The organism is Streptomyces sp. ALI-76-A (genome assembly GCF_030287445.1).
Lineage (GTDB): Bacteria > Actinomycetota > Actinomycetes > Streptomycetales > Streptomycetaceae > Streptomyces.
In genome coordinates this window covers 732,587-751,753 of the sequence record NZ_JASVWB010000002.1, presented here as the reverse complement: position 1 = coordinate 751,753, position 19,167 = coordinate 732,587, and the positions used below count along the sequence as shown (strand labels likewise).

The window sequence follows — 19,167 nt, the reverse complement described above, 5'->3', positions numbered from 1 at the left end:
CCCGGTCAGGCCGGCGCCTCCGGACTCGAAGTCCCGGGTGCGGCCGCCGACCTCAGGGCGTGGTCGAGGAAGCGCCGGGCGATCGGCGGCACGCCGCGGGAGTTGAGCCAGGCGATACCGATGTCCCGGGCCCCGCGCACGTCGGTGATCTCCAGATAGCGGATCGGGGCGTCCGGGGTCGCCGTGACCTCCGGCGACGAGGGGATCAGGGACACCCCCAGGCCCGCGGCGACCAGGCCGCGCAGGGTCTCCACCTCCTCGCCCTCGAAGCCGACGAGCGGGGTGAATCCGGCCTCGCGGCACAGCCCCTCGGTGAGGTGACGCAGTCCGTATCCGGCCTTGAGGAGGATGAACCGCTCCTCGGCCGCCTCGCTCAGGCGGACCCGGCGGTGCCCCGCCAGCCGGTGACCGGCGGGGACGGCCAGCCGGAGCGGCTCGACCAGCAGGCGCCGCCAGGTGATCAGCGGGTGGCCGGGCTCGCTGCCGGTGATGATCAGGTCCGCCGTGGCGTCGAGCAGGTGCCGGGTCAGTCCGATCTCGCCGTCCTGGCGGAGTTCGAACTGGGCGCGCGGGAACGCCTGCCGGAAGTCCGTGACGAGCCTGGGCACCAGCCAGGTGCCCAGGGTGTGCAGGAAGGCCAGCGACACCACGCCCGCGTCGGGGTCGACCCTCTCGGCCACGGCCCGCCGGCCCCGGTCGTAGCCGTCGAGCACCACGTCGACGTGCTCCTTGAACACCCGGCCGGCCGGCGTGAGGCGGAGCACCCGTCCGACGCGCTGGAACAGCGCCGCGCCGATCTCGTCCTCCAGCCGGTTCAGGGCCCGCGACAGGGCGGGCTGGGTGATCCCCGCGTCCGCCGCGGCGTCGGTCACCGTCGTGCCCTCTGCCACGGCCTGGAAGGAGCGCAGTACCTGGAGGTCCATGCGGCCATTCTCCGGTCTCATGGGGCGCGGAGAACGCAGGCGTCGGCGGTACGGGTCGCCGGTCGCCGGACCGTGCGGAGGAGGCTCAGACGTGCTGCCCCCACTCCGGCCGACCGGACGGGCCCGCCGATCGGTCGCCGCGCCTGTCGTCGCCGCCCAGGTCATCCCCGGCCTATCGGCCCTCGTCCGCCGCCCCCGCCACCGCCTGCCCGGTCACCTCGTCGCACATCCGCTCGGCCGCCGTGATCGCGTCCTCCCAGTCGGGCAGCGACCGGCCGGGGCGGACCGGTTCGCCCCGGGCCTGGGCGACGGCCCGGCGCGCCTCGGCCAGCTGGTGGTACGCGGTCCGGCGCAGCGACTGCCGCTGCGCCGGGCCCGTCCGCGGTGCGAGGTCGCGGTAGCGGCGGGCGGCGGCGACGGCGGCCTCGGTCTGCGCCTCGGCCCGGTGCGCCGCGGAGTCGGGCCACACCAGGAAGTGCGCGACGAGCACCAGCGCGGAGGCCAGCGCGGTGTCCACGATGCGTGTGCCGTACAGCGGCCGGTCGTCGCCGAGCAGGTCGAGGAGGACGAACACGACCGCGGTCAGGCCCAGCGTGGCGAGCGCGTAGTGGTGACGTACGCCGACGGCCATCAGCGCGCCGAAGGCGGCCACGACACCGATCACCGCGTAGGCCCCGGGGGTGAGCAGGAACACCGCCCCGATGGCGGCCACCCCGACGACCGTGCCGGCGCAGCGGTGCAGGGCCCGGGTGAACAGCGGACCGAAGTCGGGCTTGTAGACGAAGGCCACCGTCATGGGGAGCCAGTAGCCGCGCGGGCCGTGCAGCGCCTCGGCGAGCAGATGGGCGACGAGAACGCAGCCCGCCAGCAGTGTGGCGTAGCGCAGGCGCGCCGCCCGTCCGGGCCACCAGTGCGCCGGCAGGCGCAGCGCCGGGTCGGCGGGGTCCGGTCCGGCGTCGACGGACGCGTACAGGTCGGCCAGGGCGCGCCTGCCCGGGGAGTCGGCGCCCGGTGCCGGCGCCACCTGTTCCGCCGCCACGGCCGGGGCGGGAGCGGAGGCCCGCCCCGGCAGCAGACGCTCCGCCAGGTGCAGCGGCAGGCCGGTCACGGCGGGCGGCAGCGGACGGGCCTCCCACACCAGTGCCGTCACGGCCTCACCCAGCCGCACGGCGCAGTGGAACGCCCGGACGAGTTCCCGCACCTCCGCCTGCTGTCGCCGTCCCGCCCGTGGGGCGAGGTGGGCCGCCATCACCTCGTGGGCGTGGTTGAGCGCCAGCGTCATCCGTCGGCGGGCCGCCTCGGCGTCGTCGGTGCCGGCCGCGCCGAGGGCCTCGCCCGCGGTCCGGTACACGGCGAGCACGGCGGCTCGCTCGGCGTGGTGCCGGCGCCACAGCCAGGGCGCCGCGGACAGTACGAGCACGAGGGCGACACCGGTGAGCAGGGCTAGCGGGGGCTGCCACCAGGGCCCCGGCACCGGGATGCCGGCGCCGACCGTGACGCCGAGCAGCAGGTGCATGCCGGACACGGACGCGATCCGTCCCCGCAGCCCGAGGGTGCCCGCCACGAGCGCGGCGGCCATCAGGCATCCGGTCACGGTCACCGCGTTGCCGCCGCGCAGGGCGAGTCCTCCGGCGAGCAGGCCGAGCGCGCTGGACACACCGGTCCAGGCCAGCCGCCGCACCCGCACCCGGTAGGGATCGGACCCGTCCTGGCTCACGCCCCACAGGGCGCCGATCGCCGCGATCACGGACGGCACCACCGCCCCGGTGCCCAGCCCGACGAGCAGCGGCAGCGCGAGGGCGGCGGCACCCCGGGCCGCCGCCGCGAGGGGCAGGCGTGCGAGCGCACCGCCGGTGGTGGAACGCGGCCGCCCAGGCCACCGCGGACGGGGCACCCGGGGCGTCCGAGACATCCGCGTCCGGGGCGCTCGCGCGTCTGCTGCCGGTGTCATGCGGCCGTGTCCTCTCACTTGCCGGGGGTGTGCTCGGGTTGCCGGTGCACTGGCCGGGGCCGGGCCCGGGTCGACGATGCGGAACTCAGGGCGGCCGGGATCAGCCGACCAGCTCGATGAACAGAGGGAGGGTGACGAAGAACAGGAGCGGGCTCAGCACGACGGCGGGTCCGAGGGCCTGGACGTCGGCCTTCGAACCGCGACGGGCGGCGGACATCATCGGGACGGGGGAGACGGGGAGCGCGACGATCACCGCCGCCCGGGCGGCCCCGGCCGGACCCACACCGTAGACGAGCGGCGGCGCGACGACGACGCCGGCCAGGATCGTGGACGTCCGTCCGTCAGACGGCCGCGACCGACGGGTACCCGGGCTGCCACATGGCCGCGCGGACCCGCTGTCCGATCGTGTCGTCGTCGGCGGTCTCCCGGGTGACGCCGTCCTCGGCGGCCGCGCGGACCACGGCCATGGCCACCGCGGTGGAGGTGTCCCGCATGGTCGTGGTCGTGGTCGTTCAGAGGCAGTACGGGCGCGCCGGTCTGCTCCGCTACGGCGCGGGCCGGCGGCGACGAGCATGCCGTCGGTTGTGCGCTCGGCCCGGGCCACGACGGCCCCAGGCCCGGTCCGGGGAGGACCAGCGCGTTGCCGGCCTGCCCCGACCTGGTGGGCGACGTCTCGTGGTGGGTGAGCCGTCTCGTTCCACCGGGTCGAACGGCTGCCGGTGGCGATCAGGGCACCGGCCCTCGGTCCAGCGGGGCGGGTCGGCACGGTCGGCCTCGGCCGGTCGGCTCGGGTCGGGTCGGGTCGGACACACACCCTGGACGGCGGTGCACCGCGTGCTCATGGCTACTCCTCGACGGCCGGGGACGGGAACAACGGCCAGCCTGGGAGACGGACACCCATGCGTCCAATGCCTGCGATTCACCTGATCCATGAGCCTGCGGAATTCGGCCGCCTGAGCTGCGGGTTTTCCATCGCTTCAAGGGCGCCGGTCGTCGTGACTGTGACAGACGCCGCCTTCGCGGCCTACTCCGCAACGATGCCGCGGACCTGCGCGGCTGGGTGCGGCGCCGCGCGGCGGACCCGCACGGCCGACCGGGCTCGCAGGCCCCTGTGCACCCCGGCTTGGCGGTGGCATTTCCTCCGGCGCGGGTCTGGCGTAGCGTGGCGGCGTGTCAGAGTCGCCGCTGCCGCCCTCCGCGCCCCGGATTCCTCCGCAGTCCGCCGAGGAATGGGCCGACTCCGTGCGAGAGACGTTGTCCGCCGACATCGGCTCGCTCGGGCTCGGTGTCTCCTCGCTCGGCGAGGCGCACGTCTTCACCACACTCGCCCGTCATCCGGAGTTGTTCGCCGCCTGGCTCCCGTTCAGCAGCCATCTGCTACTCGCGGGCGAACTTCCTTTCGCGGACCGCGAGTTGGTGATCCTCCGGGTGGCGCGCAACTGCGCCTCCCCCTACGAGTGGGGCCAGCACGTGCGGATCGCCACGAAGGCGGGGCTGTCGCCGGAGGACATGGACCGGGTGGCGGCCGGTCCCGATGCGCCGGGCTGGACGCGGCGGCAGTCGCTGCTGCTGCGGGCGACGGACGAGTTGCGCGCCGAGGCGCGGATCAGCGGGCCCACGTGGGACGGCCTGGCCGAGCACCTGACGGAGCGCCAGCTGATCGAACTGCCGATGCTGGTGGGCCACTACCACCTGCTGGCCTTTGTACTGAACTCCCTTCAGGTGCGGCCGGAGCCCGGACTGCCCCCCATGCTCTGACGGCTCGCGTCGGCGGGTGGGCGCCCGGACCCCTCTGCTACTGCCTCTGTCCCGTCGCCCCCAGGGCCGGGGCTGTTGTCGTCAACGGGTGCTGACCTGGCCGGGGAGGGGCTTCGGGGCCCGTCTTCTCCCGGCCTCCGTCCCCGGCCCCGGCCTCAGGTGGTGCCGCGCTCGTCGGCGGGTCAGCCCGCGACCCGGTCGTGGAGATTGTGGACGGTGCCGCCGGCGAGCGTGCCGTCCTGCTGCTCGTGCTGGGAGAGGGCGAGGCCCAGGCCGAAGAAGGTGGGCGCCCATTCGCCGACGAAGATTCCCCACCTGTCGGCGCGGGCGAGGCCGGTGCCGGGCTCGGCTTTGAGGGAGCCCACCCATGTGGCGACGGAGAGGCCGATGGAGGCCACGGCGGCCAGGTAGGCGTGCTCGCTGCGGATGCCCTTGTCGTGCATCATCTTGATGATCACGGTGTGCTCCGTTCATGTGAGGGGTTGCCCATGCCGTGTTCCTCACATCGCGACCACCTATGCGCCACTTTTCCCGCGATTGTGACCATATGTCGATTATGTCGTTTGTGGGGTAGGGTCCCGCCGTCAGTGCCGTCCGGAGAGGGGAACCGGGGGAGCCGCCGGCCGTGCGAGGGATCCGCCGCCTTCGGGGCGGAAGCGGAACGGAACGCCCGCGCGCACGAGGGCACCCACGTGGCCCAATCGTTCACGGTTCACACATGCTCGGTCATCTCCCGGGGCCGGTCCCGCCGGACAACTCGCCCCGACCCGTCGCTTAAGCCACCACTTCAACGTGTGGTGGCACCCCACCGCTGACGACAGCCTGGTGGGCATCGCGGCGCCGGTCGGCTCCCTACGGGGCAGGGGGAACAGCATCATGCGGGGACGGTCCCTACGGGGCAGGGGGAACAGCATCATGCGGGGACGTACCACCATCATCGTCACGGCCGCGACGGCGGCACTCACCGGAGGCGTCACCCTCGGCACGCTGGTCGTGGACCCGGCGGCCGGGCCGGGCCGGCCGGTCGCCGGCTCCTCGTCGGCCGGACCGGTCCGCGAACTCACCGACGCGGAACGCGTCCGGGTCGAGCAGGCCGAGCAGCGGCTCATCGAGCGCTGCATGAGGGCGCGCGGTTTCCGCTACTGGGTCCTGCCCCCACTCGATCCCGAAAGACTGCGCGCCTTCGAGCACCCCTTCGTACGGGACGACGTCTCCTGGGCCCGCGAGCACGGGTACGGCGCACCGATCCAGCGGGCGTTCTTCGCCGCGAAGAAACGCGACCCGAACATCGCCTACCGCAACGGCCTGTCCGGCCCGGCACGGGCCCGCTACCTCACCGCGCTGAACGGCGGCCCGGACGCGGAGGTCCTCTCCGTCCGGCTGCCCGCGGGCGGCTCCATCCGCCTGGCGATCGGCGGCTGCGAGCGGGCGGCCAGGGAGAAGCTGTACGGGGACGCGGAGACGTACTTCCGCGCCGACAAGATCGCCACCAACCTCAATCCGCTCTACGTGCCGAAGGTCGTCCGCGACCAGCGCTTCACCGAGGCGCTGGCGGCCTGGTCGCACTGCATGCGCCGGACGACCGGACGCGCGTACGCCGATCCGGACGCCGTACGGGCCGACCTCCCGAAGCGGACCAAGGGGTTGAACCGCGCCGAAGCGGACGCCGTCGAGGTCCGGCTGGCCGTGGCGGAGGCGACCTGCGCCCGGAAGTCCTCCCTGGGCGGGACCGCGCGAACGCTGGACCGCGAGTACGGCGATCCGGTCCGCGAACGGTACGCCGAGCACCTCCGCACCAGCGGCCGGATGCGGCTGGCCGCCCTCGCGGAGGCGGAACGGACGAGCACGCCCTCGAACTGACAGCCCCTCACCAACGGACGCACCCTGAAGGAGAAGCCATGCACAGGATTCGTGCCGCCCTGGCGGCCGCAGGACTGGCCGTCGCCCTCGGTACCGCGTTGCCGGCCACGGCCGAGGCCGTTCCGGCCGGCGCGCAGGGACCCAACTGCGACGCCCAGTACAACGCCCATCGGGAGGACGGCAACATGCGCGCGTACCTCCTGACGGACTGCAGCAATCTGCTCGGCACCGCCTCCGGCAACGACGCCAACTGGGGTGACAGCAGCGGACCGTTCACGGGCGCGGACAACAACTTCGCCTGGTCGATCCTGAACACCGGTACCTACTCCGGCGGTGTCAACAACGTCCAGTTCTACGACGGCGTGGGCAGCACGGGCGGCACCGGCTGCCTGGCGCGCGGAGAACTGTACGTCGACGACCTGCGGGACAACGTCTTCCACAACGGCGTGCGCGCCTCGAACGCCATCAGCTCCCACCGCTGGTCGTCCGGCTGCACCAACCGCTGGACCTGACCGCTCGGCGCGAAGCCACACCGCCTGGCATCCGCGCGGCGGACCGCCCTCGGGGAGGACGCCCCGAGGGCGGCCGGTCCGGCCCGGCCGTCCGGCCCGTCCGGTTCAGCGGCCTCGACACGGCCTCATCGGCTCGGAGAAGCCGGTGCCCGACCGGGCACAGCGGGTGGTGCTCCGGTGACGGGGTGCCGCCGGGTCGCTGCGGCACGGTCACCGGCGCACGGCCGCGGCCATGAGATCGGCCCGCCTGCCGCTTCACCCGCCCATGGCCACTACGCCGACGAGAGCGGAGATCTTCGCAAACGTCGCGAAACGTACTGTGTGAGGCCGTTTTCGCGCGGCCACGGGGGATACCCGCCCCTCATGGCACGGATAGTCAAACCGCAGGGCAGGCACGACGGGCACGCGACGGCCGGTTCGGACGGCGAGGTCGGTCGCGAGACGACTGCCGGGCCCGACGAACAGGTGGAGCGGCAGGCGCCGGACGAGCCTACGCAACTGCCCAAACGCTCCTGGTGGGCGGTACTGAAAGGCACCGTCAAAGAATTCAAGGACGACGAGCTGGCCGACCGGGCCGCGGCACTGACCTACTACGGGGTGCTGGCCCTCTTCCCGGCGCTGCTGGTCCTCGTCTCGCTGCTGGGGATCGCCGGCCAGTCGGCGACACAACAGGTCCTGGACAACATCCAGAAACTCACCCCGGGGGCGGCGCGCGACGTCATCAGCAACGCCGTGAAGCAGTTGCAGGGCAACGCCGGCGTCGGCTCCCTCCTGGCGATCGTGGGTCTGCTGGTGGCGGTGTGGTCGGCCTCCGGCTACGTCGCGGCCTTCATCCGCAGCGCGAACAAGGTGTACGACATGCCCGAGGGGCGTCCGGTGTGGAAGGTGCTGCCGGTCCGGGTGGGTGTCACCGTGGTGCTGCTGGTGCTGGCGGTGGTCAGCGCGTTGATCGTGGTGTTCACGGGCGGACTCGCCAGTGAGGCCGGTGCGGCGCTCGGCATCGGGGACACGGCGCTGACCGTGTGGTCGATCGCCAAGTGGCCGGTGCTGGTCGTGCTGGTCACGATCATGATCGCGATCCTGTACTGGGCGACCCCGAACGTGAAGGGCCGGGGCTTCAAATGGATCACCCCGGGCAGTGTCCTGGCGCTGCTGATCTGGATGATCGCCTCAGCGGGGTTCGCGTTCTACGTGGCCAACTTCGGCTCGTACAACAAGACCTACGGGACCCTCGCCGGCATGATCATCTTTCTGGTGTGGCTGTGGATCAGCAACATCGCGATCCTGCTGGGCCTGGAGTTCGACGCCGAGATGGCCCGTCAGCGGGCGGTCGCCGGGGGACTGCCCCCGGACGAAGAGCCCTATGTCCCGCCCCGCGACACCCGTAAGTGGAGCGACGAGGACCGTGACCGTCTCGAATGAGCCCATCCTCCGATCCGAGTCGCGTTAGACGCGACTCGGATCGGGAAGTCGCTGGTCATGAACGTGCGGACGGATCTTCGTGAGCGTGATCACCGGCTGACGAGATGGGTGGCGTCGTGGCGGTCCGACTTTGCGCGCCGGGTGCTCCCGGCGGTGGAGGAGTCGGCGCAGCACACCAAACTGTGGTGGGGTGCCGCCATCGCCATGTCCACGGTGGGGTGGCGGGGGCGCAGGGCCGCGGCCGCCGGGCTGACGAGCATGGCGGTGGCGGAGCTGTCCTCCAACTGCGTGCTGAAGCAGGTGCTGCACCGGCCCCGGCCGCCGAAGGACTGGATCTCGCACGAGGACGTCGACGAACGCCCCGACTCGTCCTCCTTTCCCTCCGGGCACACCGCCGCGGGAGTGGCGTTCAGTGCCGGGGTGGCGGCGGTGTGGCCGTGGGCGGGCGCGGTCTGCGCGGTGCCGGCCGCCATGGTGGCCGCGGAACGTGTGCACACCGGCGCCCACTACCCCTCCGACGTGGCCGTCGGTGCCGTCGTCGGCCTGGCCGCGGCGGCCCTCGTCCACCGGGCTCCCCGCCTGGCCGTGCGCCGGCTGCTGTGAGAGCGGACGACACCGCTGTGAGAGCGGACATGCCCGCGGGTCCGGCCGGATGGGGTCACCCGCAAACGGGTACCCGAGACGACCGAGGCGGACGTTCTCCGCGCACGCGCACATGCCAGCACCTCCCCAGGGCACCACAAACAGCGGCAGCTGAGAGAGGCGGTAATCCGTCATGACCACCCCGGATTCCCACCGTGGTCCGAGCGGCTCGCAGGAGCCGGTCGGTGATCTGGTCCAGCGGGCCTCGCAGCAGCTGACGGAGCTGGTGCGGGCCGAAATGCGCCTGGGACAGGCCGAGATGAAGGAAAAGGGCAAGCGGTACGGCAAGGGCGGCGGCCTGTTCGGCGGTGCCGGTCTGGTCGGCTTCCTGACGCTGCAGGCGCTGGTCGCCACGGCGATCGCCGCGCTGGCGGTGCCGTTGCCGGTGTGGGCCGCGGCGTTGATCGTCACCGCCGTCCTCGGTGTGATCACCGCCGTGCTGGCCCTCACCGGCAAGAAGGAGGTCAGCCGCGCCGCGCCGCCCGCCCCCGAGCAGACCATCAACAGTGTCAAGGCCGATGTGGCCGAGATCAAGGAGAGTGCACAGCGATGACCCAGCCGCCCAACGACGAGCCCACGGCCGCCAGCCCCGAGGAACTGCGCGAGCAGGTCGAGCAGACCCGCCACGCGCTGGGGGAGACGGTCGAGGAACTGGCCGCCAAGACGGACGTCAAGGCCCGCGCGCAGGAGAAGGCGACCGCCGTCAAGGAGCAGGCGGGCGCCAAGGCCGCGGAACTGACCGGGCAGGTGAAGGTGAAGGCCACCGAAGCCGCGCACCTGGTGCAGGAGAAGCTGCCCGACCCGGTCAAGGACAAGGCCGCCGTCGCCGCCCAGCAGGTGAGGGCCAAGGCCGAGCAGGCCGGTCAGGTATGGCAGGACAAGGCGCCCCAGCCGGTCCGCGAGAAGGCCCAGTACGGCGCCCAGGCCGCGAAGGACAACCGCACCGTGCTGCTCGTGGCCGGCGGTGTGGCGGTGGCCGCGTGGCTGCTGCTGCGTCGCCGGGGCGGGAGGTAGCCGTACCGGCGTCGGAAGCCGTCAGTTCCGCACCCTGGGACCAGGTGTCGCCACCTCGGCGATGCCTGGTCCCTCGGCATGCTCGTGGTGTAGGGCGCATTGGATGCCGGATGCCGGATGCCGGATGCCGGATGCCGGGTGCCGGGTGCGGTGCCGGACGCGCCCATCACCCGCTCGCATTCGATGAGTTGGCGAGATCGCCGGGGCTGATCCGCTTGCCGGACAGGTCGTTCAGCCCGGACAGGCAACCTTTGCCGACTGCATCCCCGGACCGCCGCTGACCTCGCACGACGTGATCAGGTCGGCCCCGGACGCGGCCTCGTCCGGGGCCCTGTTCCCAAGACTTCTGAGAATTCCGCAGTTTGACGGTGTGTTCCTGGGAAACACGTTCGGCGACCCGAAAGCAAGGGAGAAAAGCTGCCATGGGCATTATCGCGTGGATAGTAATCGGTCTGCTTGCCGGCGCCATTGCCAAGGCGCTCATGCCGGGTAAGGACCCGGGCGGAATCATCATCACCATGCTCATCGGTGTCGCCGGCGGTCTGCTCGGAGGCTTCCTCGGCAAGGTGATCTTCGGAGTCGACTCGATCGACGGCTTCTTCGATCTGTCCACCTGGATCGCGGCCATCGTCGGGTCCGTCATCCTCCTCGCGCTGTACCGTCTGATCACCAACCGTGGTCACGGTCGCGGCCACCGACGTGGGCACGTCCACGCGTAACAGGGGCCGCGTAGCCGCCTGACCGTGCCGAGCACCGTCGAAAAAACGTGAGCGCCCCCGTCCGACTCGGACGGGGGCGCTCACGTGTGTCCAGCGACCGCCGAGCTCCGGATCAGGTACGGCAGGCCGGTTGCGGGTTGTCGAGGGTGTGGTGGACGCTGTCGCCGCGCCGGTCGTGGACCCGATGACGGGTCGGACGCGAGGTGCGGTACACGGTGCGGCCCGCGGCGCTGGACACCACGGCCCGGTGGATGGCCTCGCTCGCGGCCGACTGGGACCGGCGGCTGGCGCACATCAAACGGGTCGCCGAGGCGGCGGAGCGGGACGCGACGCCGACCCGCCCCGACTGAAGGGAACCACTCCATGGACACCACGGCGCTGCGCGACGCCTACGACCGGTTGTTCGAGGTCGCGGCGATGCCCGACCTGCGCGACGCGGACGCCGGGGGATGGAACGCCGACCAGATCCTGGCCCATCTGCTCAGCGTCGACGCCTCCACGGCGGCGGTCGCCCTGGGTGTCGTCGCCGGTTCGCGGCCCACCTTCGACAACCGGATCTGACTGGACACCGGGAACCTGGACCGGATCATCGCCGAGCACGCGGGCCGGACCGACCTGCGGGAGCACGCCCGCCGCCAGGCCGCCGTCCTGTGCGACATCGCCGATCAACCGGGCGAGGAGGCCGCCTCGGTCCTGGTGCCGTCGCTGCTCCTGTCCGACGACGCCCCCCTGCTGGACCAGCCGGTCCCGCCGGCCGGCCTCATCGACGGCCTCGCCGAGAACCACGTGCCCGCCCACACGCGACAGCTCCTGGCTCTCCGCGTCACCGTCCCGGGACCCGCCTGAACAGCGGCGACGACGCGGCATGTCCGCGGCGGCACGGAGGGGGCGAGAGGCACGGCAGTAGGCACGGCAGTGGGTGTGTCAGGCGCGGCGCGACCCGCCGCCTCAGCGCCGCCTGCCCCGTAGCGCGACGGCCACGGCGATCGAGACCAGCAGCCCGACCAGTCCGCCGACCACCTTCTTGGCGGTGGCGGCGGAACGCCCGGGGCCGAGCGCGTCCCGCATCCGGTCGTACAGGCTCAAGGGGACGCCGAGGACCGCGTTGCCGGGCGGGCGACGGGGGATGACCGGGTGGGGATGCGTGGGCGCGCTCATGCGGACCGTCTCCCAGAGCGTGCCCAGCCGGCGCAGCTGAGCGGTGTCCAGGGCCTCCTGGAGGCGGGGCAGCACAAGGTCCTCCTCGTCCCGGATGTCCTGTCGGATCAGGGCGAACGCCTGCCGCACCTTCCGTTCGCGCTCCGGCTGCCCGGGATCGAGGCGCTCGATGTCGGCGACGAGGTCGTTGATCTGCTGGTGCTCCTCCTCGACGCGGGAGGTCAGCTCCTCCCCGTCCGCGACGGAGCGCCGTACGGCCGGCCACAGCACGGTCTCCTCGGCGAAGGCGTGACTGAAGACCAACTGGACGAGCTCCTTCAGGAGCCCCTCACGGTCCCCGCCCTCGCCCTGGGCGTCGTACGCCTTCATCAGGCGGTCCATCTCCGCGTGGTCGCGGCGCTGCCGGGCCAGGACGCTGTCCGGGCCACCCAGCTGCTCGACGGTCTCTTCTGCGATGGTCCGGGGCATGGACCGCTCCCTTCCTGCGAACCTGCGACGAGGTCGCCCCGGATCCCAGCGGCACTGGGGGATCCCGGGACGCAGGCGAGTACCCCCGCACGGCTTCACACACCGCCGGAGGCCGCACACGCGACGTTTCCCCGCGTGCGCGCAGGGCACGGACATGATCGCCGGGGACGACAGCGTGCTGCCGTTCACCGTGTGTACGCACCGTGTCCTCGGCTGTGTCGGGTTTGTGATGAAGCGGCCGCGGCACTCGGTGAGCCCCACAACGCGTACCTCCGCCGAGGTGATCACCGCCGCGAGGGGTGTCAGCCAGGGCGTCGTGAGCCGGACACGGCAGCGAGCGGAACAGAGGACGAGTGATGACGACGATCGGCGTCGAAGAGGAATACCTGCTGATTGACCCTGTCACGGGCCTTCCTGTGCCGCTGGCGGAGAAGGTGCGCATGTCGACGGGTGTGGCGCGGCTGCTGGACGACCAGAAGGTGCAGTCCGAGCTGTTGCAGGCACAGGTCGAGGTGGCCACTCCGGTGTGCGGCACCCTGGAGGAGGTCGGCGGGCACCTGCTGCGCCTGCGGCATGCCGTCGTGGCGGCCGCCGAGGCGCACGGCTGCCGGATCGCGGCCTGCGGCACCCCACCGGTGCGCGATCGGCGCCCGGTGGCGGTCACCGACGAGGCCCGGTACCGGGCCATGCGCGCGCAGGCCCCGCAACTGGTGGCGGAGCAGCTGGTCAACGGCATGCACGTGCATGTCGCCGTGGACAGCCGTGAGGCGGGCGTGCAGGTCCTCAACCGGCTCCGGGTGTGGCTGCCGACTCTGACGGCGATGTCCGCGAACTCCCCGCTGTGGGACGGCCACGACACCGGCTTCGGCAGCTGGCGCACCGTGATCTTCAGCCGCTGGCCGGTCAGCGGCATGCCCCCGCACTTCCAGGACGAGGCCGACTACGACCGGCGGGTGCAGCATCTGCTGGAGAGCGGCCTGATCTCGGACACCGGCCAGCTGTACTGGCAGGCTCGCCTCTCGGAGCGGTACCCCACCATCGAGGTGCGCTGCCTGGACGTACAGCTGCGCGTGGACGACGCGGTCATGTTCGCCGGACTCATCCGGGCGCTGGTGGAGACCGCGCTGGGCGAAGCGACCGCCGGCGCCCCCGCGCCGGACTGCGCGCCGGAACTGCTACAGGCGGCCATGTGGCACGCCGCCCGGCACGGTCTGAGCGACACCCTGATCGACCCGAGCGGCGGACGCCACCGCGCGGGCGACGTCCTGTGCCGGCTCCTGCGACACGTCGCCCCCGCGTTGGAGGCGTCCGGCGACAGCCGGGAGGTGGCCGGCCTGATCCACCGGCTCCTCCAGGACGGCACCGGCGCGGACCGGCAGCGGGCCGCCTTCACCGAGGGCGGCCTGGGGGCCGCCGTCGACCTGATCACCAGCGAGAGCGGCACGCCGTGACCCTGCCCCTCCGTTTGCCCCCTGACCAGGTGGGGACCCGGCTGCGCATGAGCACAACGCCACGTCGCCGCCGACTGCGGCAGAACCGAGTGCTGTGGCTCCTGGACCGCCTGGAACGGGACCCCAGGGCCGACCCGATGATCGAAACGCTGCGCGGCGCGGTGCGCTCGCTGCCGCTCGGGCGCGTGCGGGACGTCCTGCACGGCCGGTGGCTGGGGCACCCGGTGCACCCCTTGATGGTGCAGGTGCCGATCGGCAGCTGGCTGTCCGCCGCGGTGCTGGACCTGCGGCCCGGGCGCAACCGTGAGGCGGGTGTCCTGGTGGGTGTCGGGCTGGCCGCGGCCGCGCCCGCCGCGCTGACGGGCGCCGTCGACTGGGCGGAACTGCACCGCCAGCAGATGCGCGTCGGGCTGGTGCACGCCCTCGCCAACACGACCGCCGTCGGCCTGTACGCGGCCTCGCTCGCCTGCCGGGTCACGGGACGCTCGGCCGCCGGGCGGACGTACGGATACCTGGGGCTGACGGCGGTCGGCGTCGGGGGCATGCTGGGCGGCCACCTCGCCTACCGCCAGGCCTCCGGCGCGAACCACGCCGAAGAGGTGCCGCACGTCGTCTCCGAAGGCTGGCACCGGATCGGGTCCGTGGACGAGTTCCCGGCCGGCCGGCCCGTGCGGCGCAGCGTGGACGACGTACCCGTGCTGGTGGTGCGCGAGTCCGGCGGGACGGTCCACGCGCTGGCGGACCGGTGCAGCCACCTCGCGGGACCGCTCTCCGAGGGCACCGTCAGCGACGGATGTGTCCGGTGCCCGTGGCACGGCAGTGTCTTCCGGCTCTCGGACGGCTGGAACGTACGCGGCCCCGCGACCGCCCCGCAGCCCGCCTTCGACACCCGGATCGTCGACGGCCATGTCGAGGTGCGCCTGCGCGCGGACGATGACGAGGACCGGGCGCGGAGCGGCGGCGAAGCGGACCTGGAACGGAGCGCGACAGGAGCGGACAGGGCACATGGGTACAGCAACTGACAGCCGTTTCGCACGACGTCTGCACGGGGTGCTGCGACGCACCACCCGGGAGTACTCGGCGGGGGAGGAGCGGCCGCTGGGCGGCTACCTCGCCGCCATGGCGGGGTTCGGGGCGTACACGACGGCCTGGGCCACGGTGGTCCGGCTGCGCGGGCGTCCGCTGCCCGAACGTCCCGAGCCGTGGGACGTGGTGCTGACCTCGGTCGCCGCCTTCCGGCTGAGCCGGCTGCTGAGCAAGGCGTCGGTGACCAGTCCGCTGCGGGCCCCCTTCACGGAGTACGTCGGCCCGCAGGGCCCGGCCGAACTGCACGAGGAGGCACGGTCCGAGGCGGGCAGGAACACCGCGGGCGAGCTGATGACCTGCCCGTTCTGCGTGAGTGTCTGGGTGGCCTCGACCCTGACCGCGGGCCAGTTGCTCTGGCCGCGGGCGACACGCACCGCCATGGGCGCGCTCGCCGCCCTCGCCGGGTCGGACGCGTTGCAACTCGCCTACAGCGCGCTGGTGGAGAAGACCACCGGCGAGTGACCGGACCCCCGTACAGGTGCCCCCGGGCGGACCGCCCGGGGGTCTTCCCGTGGAGGGGCGGGACCGGCCGGACGGGGCGGGTGAAGGTCCCGGCACCGGGTACTCGCCCGGCATGACGATCACACGCGTGCTGTGGCAGGGGCTGGCCGCCGGTACCGTCGGAGGAGTCGTGATGACACTCGGCGAGAAGGTCGAGCAGGCCGTCACCGGCCGGCCGGACTCCCATGTGCCCGCGCGGGTCCTCCAGCGGCTGACCGGACGGCCCGAGCGCCCCGGCACCCAGCCGCCGCCGGTCAACTGGGCCATGCACTACGGCCAGGCCGCCCTGCTCGGGGTGCTGCGTTCGGTGATGGCCCAGACCGGACTGCGCGGTCCGATCGCGTCCGCCAAGTTCACCGTCGTCCGCCTGACCAACGACCAGATCCTGGAGAACGCGACCGGCGTCGGCGCCCCGCCCTCCACCTGGCCCCGCAAGGAACTCGTCGTGGACGTCCTGCACAAGGCCGTCTACGCCTTCGTCACCGGCGCCGTGGCCGACGCGCTCGCCGCTCGCGACGGCCTCGGCCCCGGACAACGCCACGCCGCGCTGCGCCCCGGCCGCCGCGCCGACGTGGGCCCGCTTCCCCGTGGGGACGCCTACAGCCGGTGAATCGTGCGGTGCCCGTGGCCCGGCCACGGTGGTGATCGCCTCGGGCCGGGCATCAGCGCGGGCGCCAGGACGGCTTGTGCCGTGCGCGTCCCACGGAACGGGTCTAGCGGCCGAGCAGGCACACCAGCGTGCTCACTCCGCCGGTGCAGGCGAGGACGGCGCAGGCGCAGGCCGCGTGACGCCTGAGCAGGTCGCGGCGGAGGGCCGCGTACCGGTCCTCGTACTCCTGCCGGAGCTGGGCGGCCCGCTCGGTGGTGGTCAGCAGCATCTGACGGGTGAGGTCGACGCGCTGACGGAGGTAGTGACGGGTGACGTCCTCGGCCTGGGCGGTGGTCAGCCAGGGCATGCGGGCGCAGAGGGCTTCGGCTTCGCGTTCCGCCTGGTCGTGATGGGTCCGCGCGAGGAGGTAGCCCTCGACCGTGTTCGCCAGTGCACCGCGCTCGTCCCCGGGCGCCCCGCGCATGCCGTTCCTCACCGCGGTTCGCCCTTGTGACCCTCGGGCTCCACGGCGTCGCGCCTGCCGACGTTCTCGTGCTCCTCGAGCATGGTGAGTTCCGGGTGGTGCAGGTCGAAGGCGGGGGATTCGGAGCGGATGCGCGGCAGGGTGACGAAGTTGTGGCGGGGCGGCGGGCAGGAGGTGGCCCACTCCAGGGAGCGGCCGTAGCCCCACGGGTCGTCGACCTTGATGCGTTCGCCGTGCTTGGCGGTCTTCCAGACGTTGTAGAGGAACGGCAGGGTGGACAGGCCGAGGAGAAAGGCACCGATCGAGGAGACGGTGTTGAGGGCGGTGAAGCCGTCGGCGGCCAGGTAGTCGGCGTAGCGGCGGGGCATGCCTTCCGCGCCGAGCCAGTGCTGGACGAGGAAGGTGGTGTGGAACCCGACGAAGAGGGTCCAGAAGTGGACCTTCTCCAGGCGGTGGTCGAGCATGGTGCCGGTCATCTTCGGCCACCAGAAGCTGAATCCGCCGAACATCGCGAACACGATCGTGCCGAACAGCACGTAGTGGAAGTGGGCGACCACGAAATAGCTGTCCGTGACGTGGAAGTCCAGGGGCGGTGAGGCGAGCAGGACGCCGGTCAGACCGCCGAAGAGGAACGTGACGAGGAAGCCGGCCGCCCACAGCATCGGCGGCTCGAAGGAGATCGACCCCTTCCACATCGTGCCGATCCAGTTGAAGAACTTCACGCCCGTCGGCACCGCGATCAGGAAGCTCATGAAGGAGAAGAACGGCAGCAGGACGGCCTGCGTGGCGAACATGTGGTGCGCCCACACGGTGACGGACAGACCGGTGATGGCGATGGTGGCGCCGACCAGGCCCATGTATCCGAAGATCGGCTTGCGGGAGAACACCGGCAGGATCTCGGTGATCACCCCGAAGAACGGCAGCGCGAGAATGTAGACCTCGGGATGGCCGAAGAACCAGAACAGGTGCTGCCACAGGATCGCCCCGCCGTTCTCCGGGTCGAAGATGTGCGCGCCGAACTTCCGGTCCGCCTCCAGTGCGAAGAGCGCGGCGGCCAGGACGGGGAAGGCGAGCAGGACCAGGACCGAGGTGAGCAGGACGTTCCAGGTGAAGATCGGCATGCGGAACATCGTCATGCCGGGGGCGCGCATGCAGATGATGGTGGTGATGAAGTTGACCGCGCCGAGGATGGTGCCGAAGCCGGCCAGCGCCAGCCCCATGATCCACAGGTCGCCGCCTACGTAACCGCTGCGGATGGGGCCGCTGAGGGGCGTGTAGGCGGTCCAGCCGAAGTCGGCGGCACCCTGGGGGGTCAGGAAGCTGCCCAGGACGATGAGGCCGCCGAAGGCGAACAGCCAGTACGAGAGCATGTTCAGTCGCGGGAAGGCGACGTCCGGGGAGCCGATCTGCAGCGGCATGATCGCGTTGGCGAACCCGGCGAAGGTCGGCGTCGCGAACAGCAGCAGCATGATCGTGCCGTGCATGGTGAACGCCTGGTTGTACTGCTCGTTGGACAGCAACTGCAGGCCGGGCCGGGACAGTTCCGCCCTGATCGCCATCGCCAGCGCCCCGCCGATCAGGAAGAAGCCGAACGAGGTGATCAGATACAGATGACCGATCTTCTTGTGGTCGGTCGTGGTCAGCCAGGTCACGACGACCTGGCCTCTGCTCCGGCGTTCCGCGGCGGGGACCGGGGCAACGGGTTCGGTATGGATCGCCATTCGTTCCTCAATCAGCAGCAGTGCACGGACGGGTGGGGGGAACAGCGGAACAATGACCCCGCCCTGCTGGTTTTCGTGTCGGGGCAGTGCGTAACCAGCCCAGCGGAAAGTAGTCCTGCCGATTTGGCACCGCGCCCGAAGACGGCAGTTTCTGAGCTGAATGGCCGAATGATCCATTCGTCCGGGTGGCCCGTGCCCCGCACAAGGCCGGGAACAAAGCCGGATACGAGGCCGGGAGAAAAGCCGACGCATCGTCAATTCACCGGGTTCCGCAGCGGATGATGATCCGTTGCGCGTGGCGGCGCGGGATCAGGGGTTGCGCCACTCGCACAGCAGGACGGTGGCGTCGTCGTTGAGTTTGCCGTCGTGGTGGTCGAGTACCGCTCGTACCAGTCGGCGCAGCGTTACGTCGATCCGCAGCATCAGCGCCGGAGGCAGGGGTAGGAGATGACGGTGGTCAGGAAATGGCTCGCCCGCCGGCATGCCCCAAGGAGCCCGACTTGCTGTTTCCGTGCCACCGCCTCAGTACCGGCCCTCTCGTGATCCAGATCAACGAGGTCATCGACTTCGAGGCGGAGGGCGCCGCTCAGAGGCATCTCCGACGGGAGATCTCACGATCGGCCACGCGTACGGTGATCATCGACGTGCGGACGCCGTTGGTCACCGCCGCGGCTGTCGTTGTCCTGCTGCGGACGCGGCGCTTCGCCCACAGCCGGGGTGCCGTGCTGTGTGTGGTGGCGCGTGAGCCGCTGGCCCGCACAGTCCTCCGGGTGACCGGTGTCTCTCGGTATCTGCGGGTGACGGCCACGCTCTCCGGGGCCCTGGCTCTCGCCCGCGGCTGCCGTCCCGTCCCGCGACCGCCGACGCTGCCGTGCCACGGTGCGCTTGAGCGGGGCCACTCATCCTGA

At 71.9% G+C, this 19,167-nt stretch carries 23 protein-coding genes and 1 pseudogene; 16 read left to right on the top strand and 8 right to left on the bottom strand.

Annotated features, from left to right (window positions below; translation table 11 throughout):
* Positions 1-5 precede the first annotated feature (5 nt).
* The 4 genes from QQS16_RS04120 to QQS16_RS04105 form a co-directional block, all read right to left on the bottom strand.
* Entirely contained in the window at positions 6-923 is a 918-nt protein-coding gene (locus QQS16_RS04120; RefSeq protein ID WP_286060241.1) for a LysR family transcriptional regulator, read from the bottom strand.
* 172 nt (positions 924-1,095) lie between these two features.
* Entirely contained in the window at positions 1,096-2,835 is a 1,740-nt protein-coding gene (locus QQS16_RS04115; RefSeq protein WP_502963758.1) for an FUSC family protein, read from the bottom strand.
* A gap of 139 nt (positions 2,836-2,974) precedes the next feature.
* Positions 2,975-3,157, bottom strand: coding sequence for a hypothetical protein (locus QQS16_RS04110; protein WP_286060239.1), 183 nt, complete (start codon positions 3,155-3,157; stop codon positions 2,975-2,977).
* A gap of 58 nt (positions 3,158-3,215) precedes the next feature.
* A complete protein-coding gene (locus QQS16_RS04105; protein ID WP_286060238.1) occupies positions 3,216-3,368 on the bottom strand; it encodes a hypothetical protein in 153 nt (50 codons plus the stop codon).
* A 676-nt stretch (positions 3,369-4,044) separates the two neighbouring features.
* Here QQS16_RS04105 and QQS16_RS04100 point away from each other — a divergent pair.
* Entirely contained in the window at positions 4,045-4,632 is a 588-nt protein-coding gene (locus tag QQS16_RS04100) for a carboxymuconolactone decarboxylase family protein (protein WP_286060237.1), read from the top strand.
* Positions 4,633-4,814: 182 nt separating this feature from the next.
* Here QQS16_RS04100 and QQS16_RS04095 read toward each other — a convergent pair whose 3' ends face one another.
* Positions 4,815-5,090 carry a hypothetical protein gene (locus QQS16_RS04095; RefSeq protein ID WP_286060236.1) on the bottom strand — a complete coding sequence of 92 codons (276 nt, stop codon included), beginning with the start codon at positions 5,088-5,090 and terminating at the stop codon, positions 4,815-4,817.
* A gap of 457 nt (positions 5,091-5,547) precedes the next feature.
* Here QQS16_RS04095 and QQS16_RS04090 point away from each other — a divergent pair, with 457 nt between their 5' ends.
* The 10 genes and pseudogenes from QQS16_RS04090 to QQS16_RS04045 all read left to right on the top strand — a co-directional run bounded on the left by QQS16_RS04090 (position 5,548) and on the right by QQS16_RS04045 (position 11,647).
* Positions 5,548-6,492 (top strand): hypothetical protein, encoded by a 945-nt coding sequence (locus QQS16_RS04090; RefSeq protein WP_286060235.1) that lies wholly within the window; start codon positions 5,548-5,550, stop codon positions 6,490-6,492.
* Positions 6,493-6,530: 38 nt separating this feature from the next.
* Positions 6,531-7,004 (top strand): hypothetical protein, encoded by a 474-nt coding sequence (locus QQS16_RS04085; protein ID WP_286060234.1) that lies wholly within the window; start codon positions 6,531-6,533, stop codon positions 7,002-7,004.
* A 363-nt stretch (positions 7,005-7,367) separates the two neighbouring features.
* Positions 7,368-8,426, top strand: coding sequence for a YihY/virulence factor BrkB family protein (locus QQS16_RS04080; RefSeq protein ID WP_286060233.1), 1,059 nt, complete (start codon positions 7,368-7,370; stop codon positions 8,424-8,426).
* A gap of 57 nt (positions 8,427-8,483) precedes the next feature.
* Positions 8,484-9,029 (top strand): phosphatase PAP2 family protein, encoded by a 546-nt coding sequence (locus QQS16_RS04075; RefSeq protein ID WP_286060232.1) that lies wholly within the window; start codon positions 8,484-8,486, stop codon positions 9,027-9,029.
* Between the two features lie 172 nt (positions 9,030-9,201).
* Entirely contained in the window at positions 9,202-9,621 is a 420-nt protein-coding gene (locus QQS16_RS04070; RefSeq protein ID WP_286060231.1) for a phage holin family protein, read from the top strand.
* The gene (locus tag QQS16_RS04065; protein WP_286060230.1) at positions 9,618-10,082 is read left to right on the top strand and encodes a DUF3618 domain-containing protein; all 465 of its coding nucleotides are present in this window, start codon (positions 9,618-9,620) and stop codon (positions 10,080-10,082) included. The genes QQS16_RS04070 and QQS16_RS04065 overlap by 4 nt, the downstream gene beginning before the upstream one ends.
* Positions 10,083-10,504: 422 nt before the next feature.
* A complete protein-coding gene (locus tag QQS16_RS04060) occupies positions 10,505-10,801 on the top strand; it encodes a GlsB/YeaQ/YmgE family stress response membrane protein (protein WP_286060229.1) in 297 nt (98 codons plus the stop codon).
* 188 nt (positions 10,802-10,989) lie between these two features.
* Positions 10,990-11,151: pseudogene (locus QQS16_RS04055) on the top strand (transcriptional regulator); the annotation flags it as partial.
* Positions 11,152-11,164: 13 nt separating this feature from the next.
* A complete protein-coding gene (locus QQS16_RS04050; protein WP_286060228.1) occupies positions 11,165-11,362 on the top strand; it encodes a hypothetical protein in 198 nt (65 codons plus the stop codon).
* Between the two features lie 135 nt (positions 11,363-11,497).
* Positions 11,498-11,647 carry a hypothetical protein gene (locus QQS16_RS04045; RefSeq protein ID WP_286060227.1) on the top strand — a complete coding sequence of 50 codons (150 nt, stop codon included), beginning with the start codon at positions 11,498-11,500 and terminating at the stop codon, positions 11,645-11,647.
* Between the two features lie 102 nt (positions 11,648-11,749).
* Here QQS16_RS04045 and QQS16_RS04040 read toward each other — a convergent pair whose 3' ends face one another.
* A complete protein-coding gene (locus QQS16_RS04040) occupies positions 11,750-12,427 on the bottom strand; it encodes a hemerythrin domain-containing protein (protein WP_286060226.1) in 678 nt (225 codons plus the stop codon).
* A 356-nt stretch (positions 12,428-12,783) separates the two neighbouring features.
* On the opposite strand from QQS16_RS04040, the gene QQS16_RS04035 reads away from it, so the two are divergent.
* The 4 genes from QQS16_RS04035 to QQS16_RS04020 all read left to right on the top strand — a co-directional run bounded on the left by QQS16_RS04035 (position 12,784) and on the right by QQS16_RS04020 (position 16,075).
* Positions 12,784-13,878, top strand: coding sequence for a carboxylate-amine ligase (locus QQS16_RS04035; RefSeq protein ID WP_286060225.1), 1,095 nt, complete (start codon positions 12,784-12,786; stop codon positions 13,876-13,878).
* A gap of 47 nt (positions 13,879-13,925) precedes the next feature.
* Positions 13,926-14,900: a Rieske (2Fe-2S) protein gene (locus QQS16_RS04030; protein ID WP_286060224.1), complete on the top strand. Its 975-nt coding sequence runs from the start codon at positions 13,926-13,928 to the stop codon at positions 14,898-14,900.
* Positions 14,884-15,426 (top strand): DUF1360 domain-containing protein, encoded by a 543-nt coding sequence (locus tag QQS16_RS04025; protein WP_286060223.1) that lies wholly within the window; start codon positions 14,884-14,886, stop codon positions 15,424-15,426. Before QQS16_RS04030 ends, QQS16_RS04025 begins: the two co-directional genes overlap by 17 nt.
* Positions 15,427-15,538: 112 nt before the next feature.
* A complete protein-coding gene (locus QQS16_RS04020; RefSeq protein WP_286060222.1) occupies positions 15,539-16,075 on the top strand; it encodes a hypothetical protein in 537 nt (178 codons plus the stop codon).
* A 103-nt stretch (positions 16,076-16,178) separates the two neighbouring features.
* Here the strand turns inward: QQS16_RS04020 and QQS16_RS04015 are convergent, their stop codons facing one another.
* Both QQS16_RS04015 and ctaD read right to left on the bottom strand, forming a co-directional pair.
* A complete protein-coding gene (locus tag QQS16_RS04015) occupies positions 16,179-16,538 on the bottom strand; it encodes a hypothetical protein (RefSeq protein WP_286060221.1) in 360 nt (119 codons plus the stop codon).
* Between the two features lie 8 nt (positions 16,539-16,546).
* On the bottom strand, positions 16,547-18,259 hold the full coding sequence (ctaD, locus tag QQS16_RS04010; RefSeq protein ID WP_286060220.1) for an aa3-type cytochrome oxidase subunit I: 1,713 nt from the start codon (positions 18,257-18,259) through the stop codon (positions 16,547-16,549).
* Positions 18,260-18,798: 539 nt separating this feature from the next.
* Here ctaD and QQS16_RS04005 point away from each other — a divergent pair.
* Positions 18,799-19,167 carry an STAS domain-containing protein gene (locus tag QQS16_RS04005; RefSeq protein ID WP_286060219.1) on the top strand — a complete coding sequence of 123 codons (369 nt, stop codon included), beginning with the start codon at positions 18,799-18,801 and terminating at the stop codon, positions 19,165-19,167.

Excerpts from the sequence above, each read along its gene's own strand:
- QQS16_RS04120 (WP_286060241.1), bottom strand. The coding sequence starts at position 923 with ATGGACCTCCAGGTACTGCGCTCCTTCCAGGCCGTGGCAGAGGGCACG.
- QQS16_RS04080 (WP_286060233.1), top strand. The coding sequence starts at position 7,368 with ATGGCACGGATAGTCAAACCGCAGGGCAGGCACGACGGGCACGCGACG.
- QQS16_RS04040 (WP_286060226.1), bottom strand. The coding sequence starts at position 12,427 with ATGCCCCGGACCATCGCAGAAGAGACCGTCGAGCAGCTGGGTGGCCCG.
- QQS16_RS04105 (WP_286060238.1), bottom strand. The coding sequence starts at position 3,368 with ATGCGGGACACCTCCACCGCGGTGGCCATGGCCGTGGTCCGCGCGGCC.
- QQS16_RS04035 (WP_286060225.1), top strand. The coding sequence starts at position 12,784 with ATGACGACGATCGGCGTCGAAGAGGAATACCTGCTGATTGACCCTGTC.
- QQS16_RS04050 (WP_286060228.1), top strand. The coding sequence starts at position 11,165 with ATGGACACCACGGCGCTGCGCGACGCCTACGACCGGTTGTTCGAGGTC.
- QQS16_RS04085 (WP_286060234.1), top strand. The coding sequence starts at position 6,531 with ATGCACAGGATTCGTGCCGCCCTGGCGGCCGCAGGACTGGCCGTCGCC.
- QQS16_RS04025 (WP_286060223.1), top strand. The coding sequence starts at position 14,884 with ATGGGTACAGCAACTGACAGCCGTTTCGCACGACGTCTGCACGGGGTG.
- QQS16_RS04060 (WP_286060229.1), top strand. The coding sequence starts at position 10,505 with ATGGGCATTATCGCGTGGATAGTAATCGGTCTGCTTGCCGGCGCCATT.
- QQS16_RS04015 (WP_286060221.1), bottom strand. The coding sequence starts at position 16,538 with ATGCGCGGGGCGCCCGGGGACGAGCGCGGTGCACTGGCGAACACGGTC.
- QQS16_RS04030 (WP_286060224.1), top strand. The coding sequence starts at position 13,926 with ATGAGCACAACGCCACGTCGCCGCCGACTGCGGCAGAACCGAGTGCTG.
- QQS16_RS04070 (WP_286060231.1), top strand. The coding sequence starts at position 9,202 with ATGACCACCCCGGATTCCCACCGTGGTCCGAGCGGCTCGCAGGAGCCG.
- QQS16_RS04075 (WP_286060232.1), top strand. The coding sequence starts at position 8,484 with ATGAACGTGCGGACGGATCTTCGTGAGCGTGATCACCGGCTGACGAGA.
- QQS16_RS04020 (WP_286060222.1), top strand. The coding sequence starts at position 15,539 with ATGACGATCACACGCGTGCTGTGGCAGGGGCTGGCCGCCGGTACCGTC.
- ctaD (WP_286060220.1), bottom strand. The coding sequence starts at position 18,259 with ATGGCGATCCATACCGAACCCGTTGCCCCGGTCCCCGCCGCGGAACGC.
- QQS16_RS04090 (WP_286060235.1), top strand. The coding sequence starts at position 5,548 with ATGCGGGGACGTACCACCATCATCGTCACGGCCGCGACGGCGGCACTC.
- QQS16_RS04065 (WP_286060230.1), top strand. The coding sequence starts at position 9,618 with ATGACCCAGCCGCCCAACGACGAGCCCACGGCCGCCAGCCCCGAGGAA.
- QQS16_RS04115 (WP_502963758.1), bottom strand. The coding sequence starts at position 2,835 with ATGTCTCGGACGCCCCGGGTGCCCCGTCCGCGGTGGCCTGGGCGGCCG.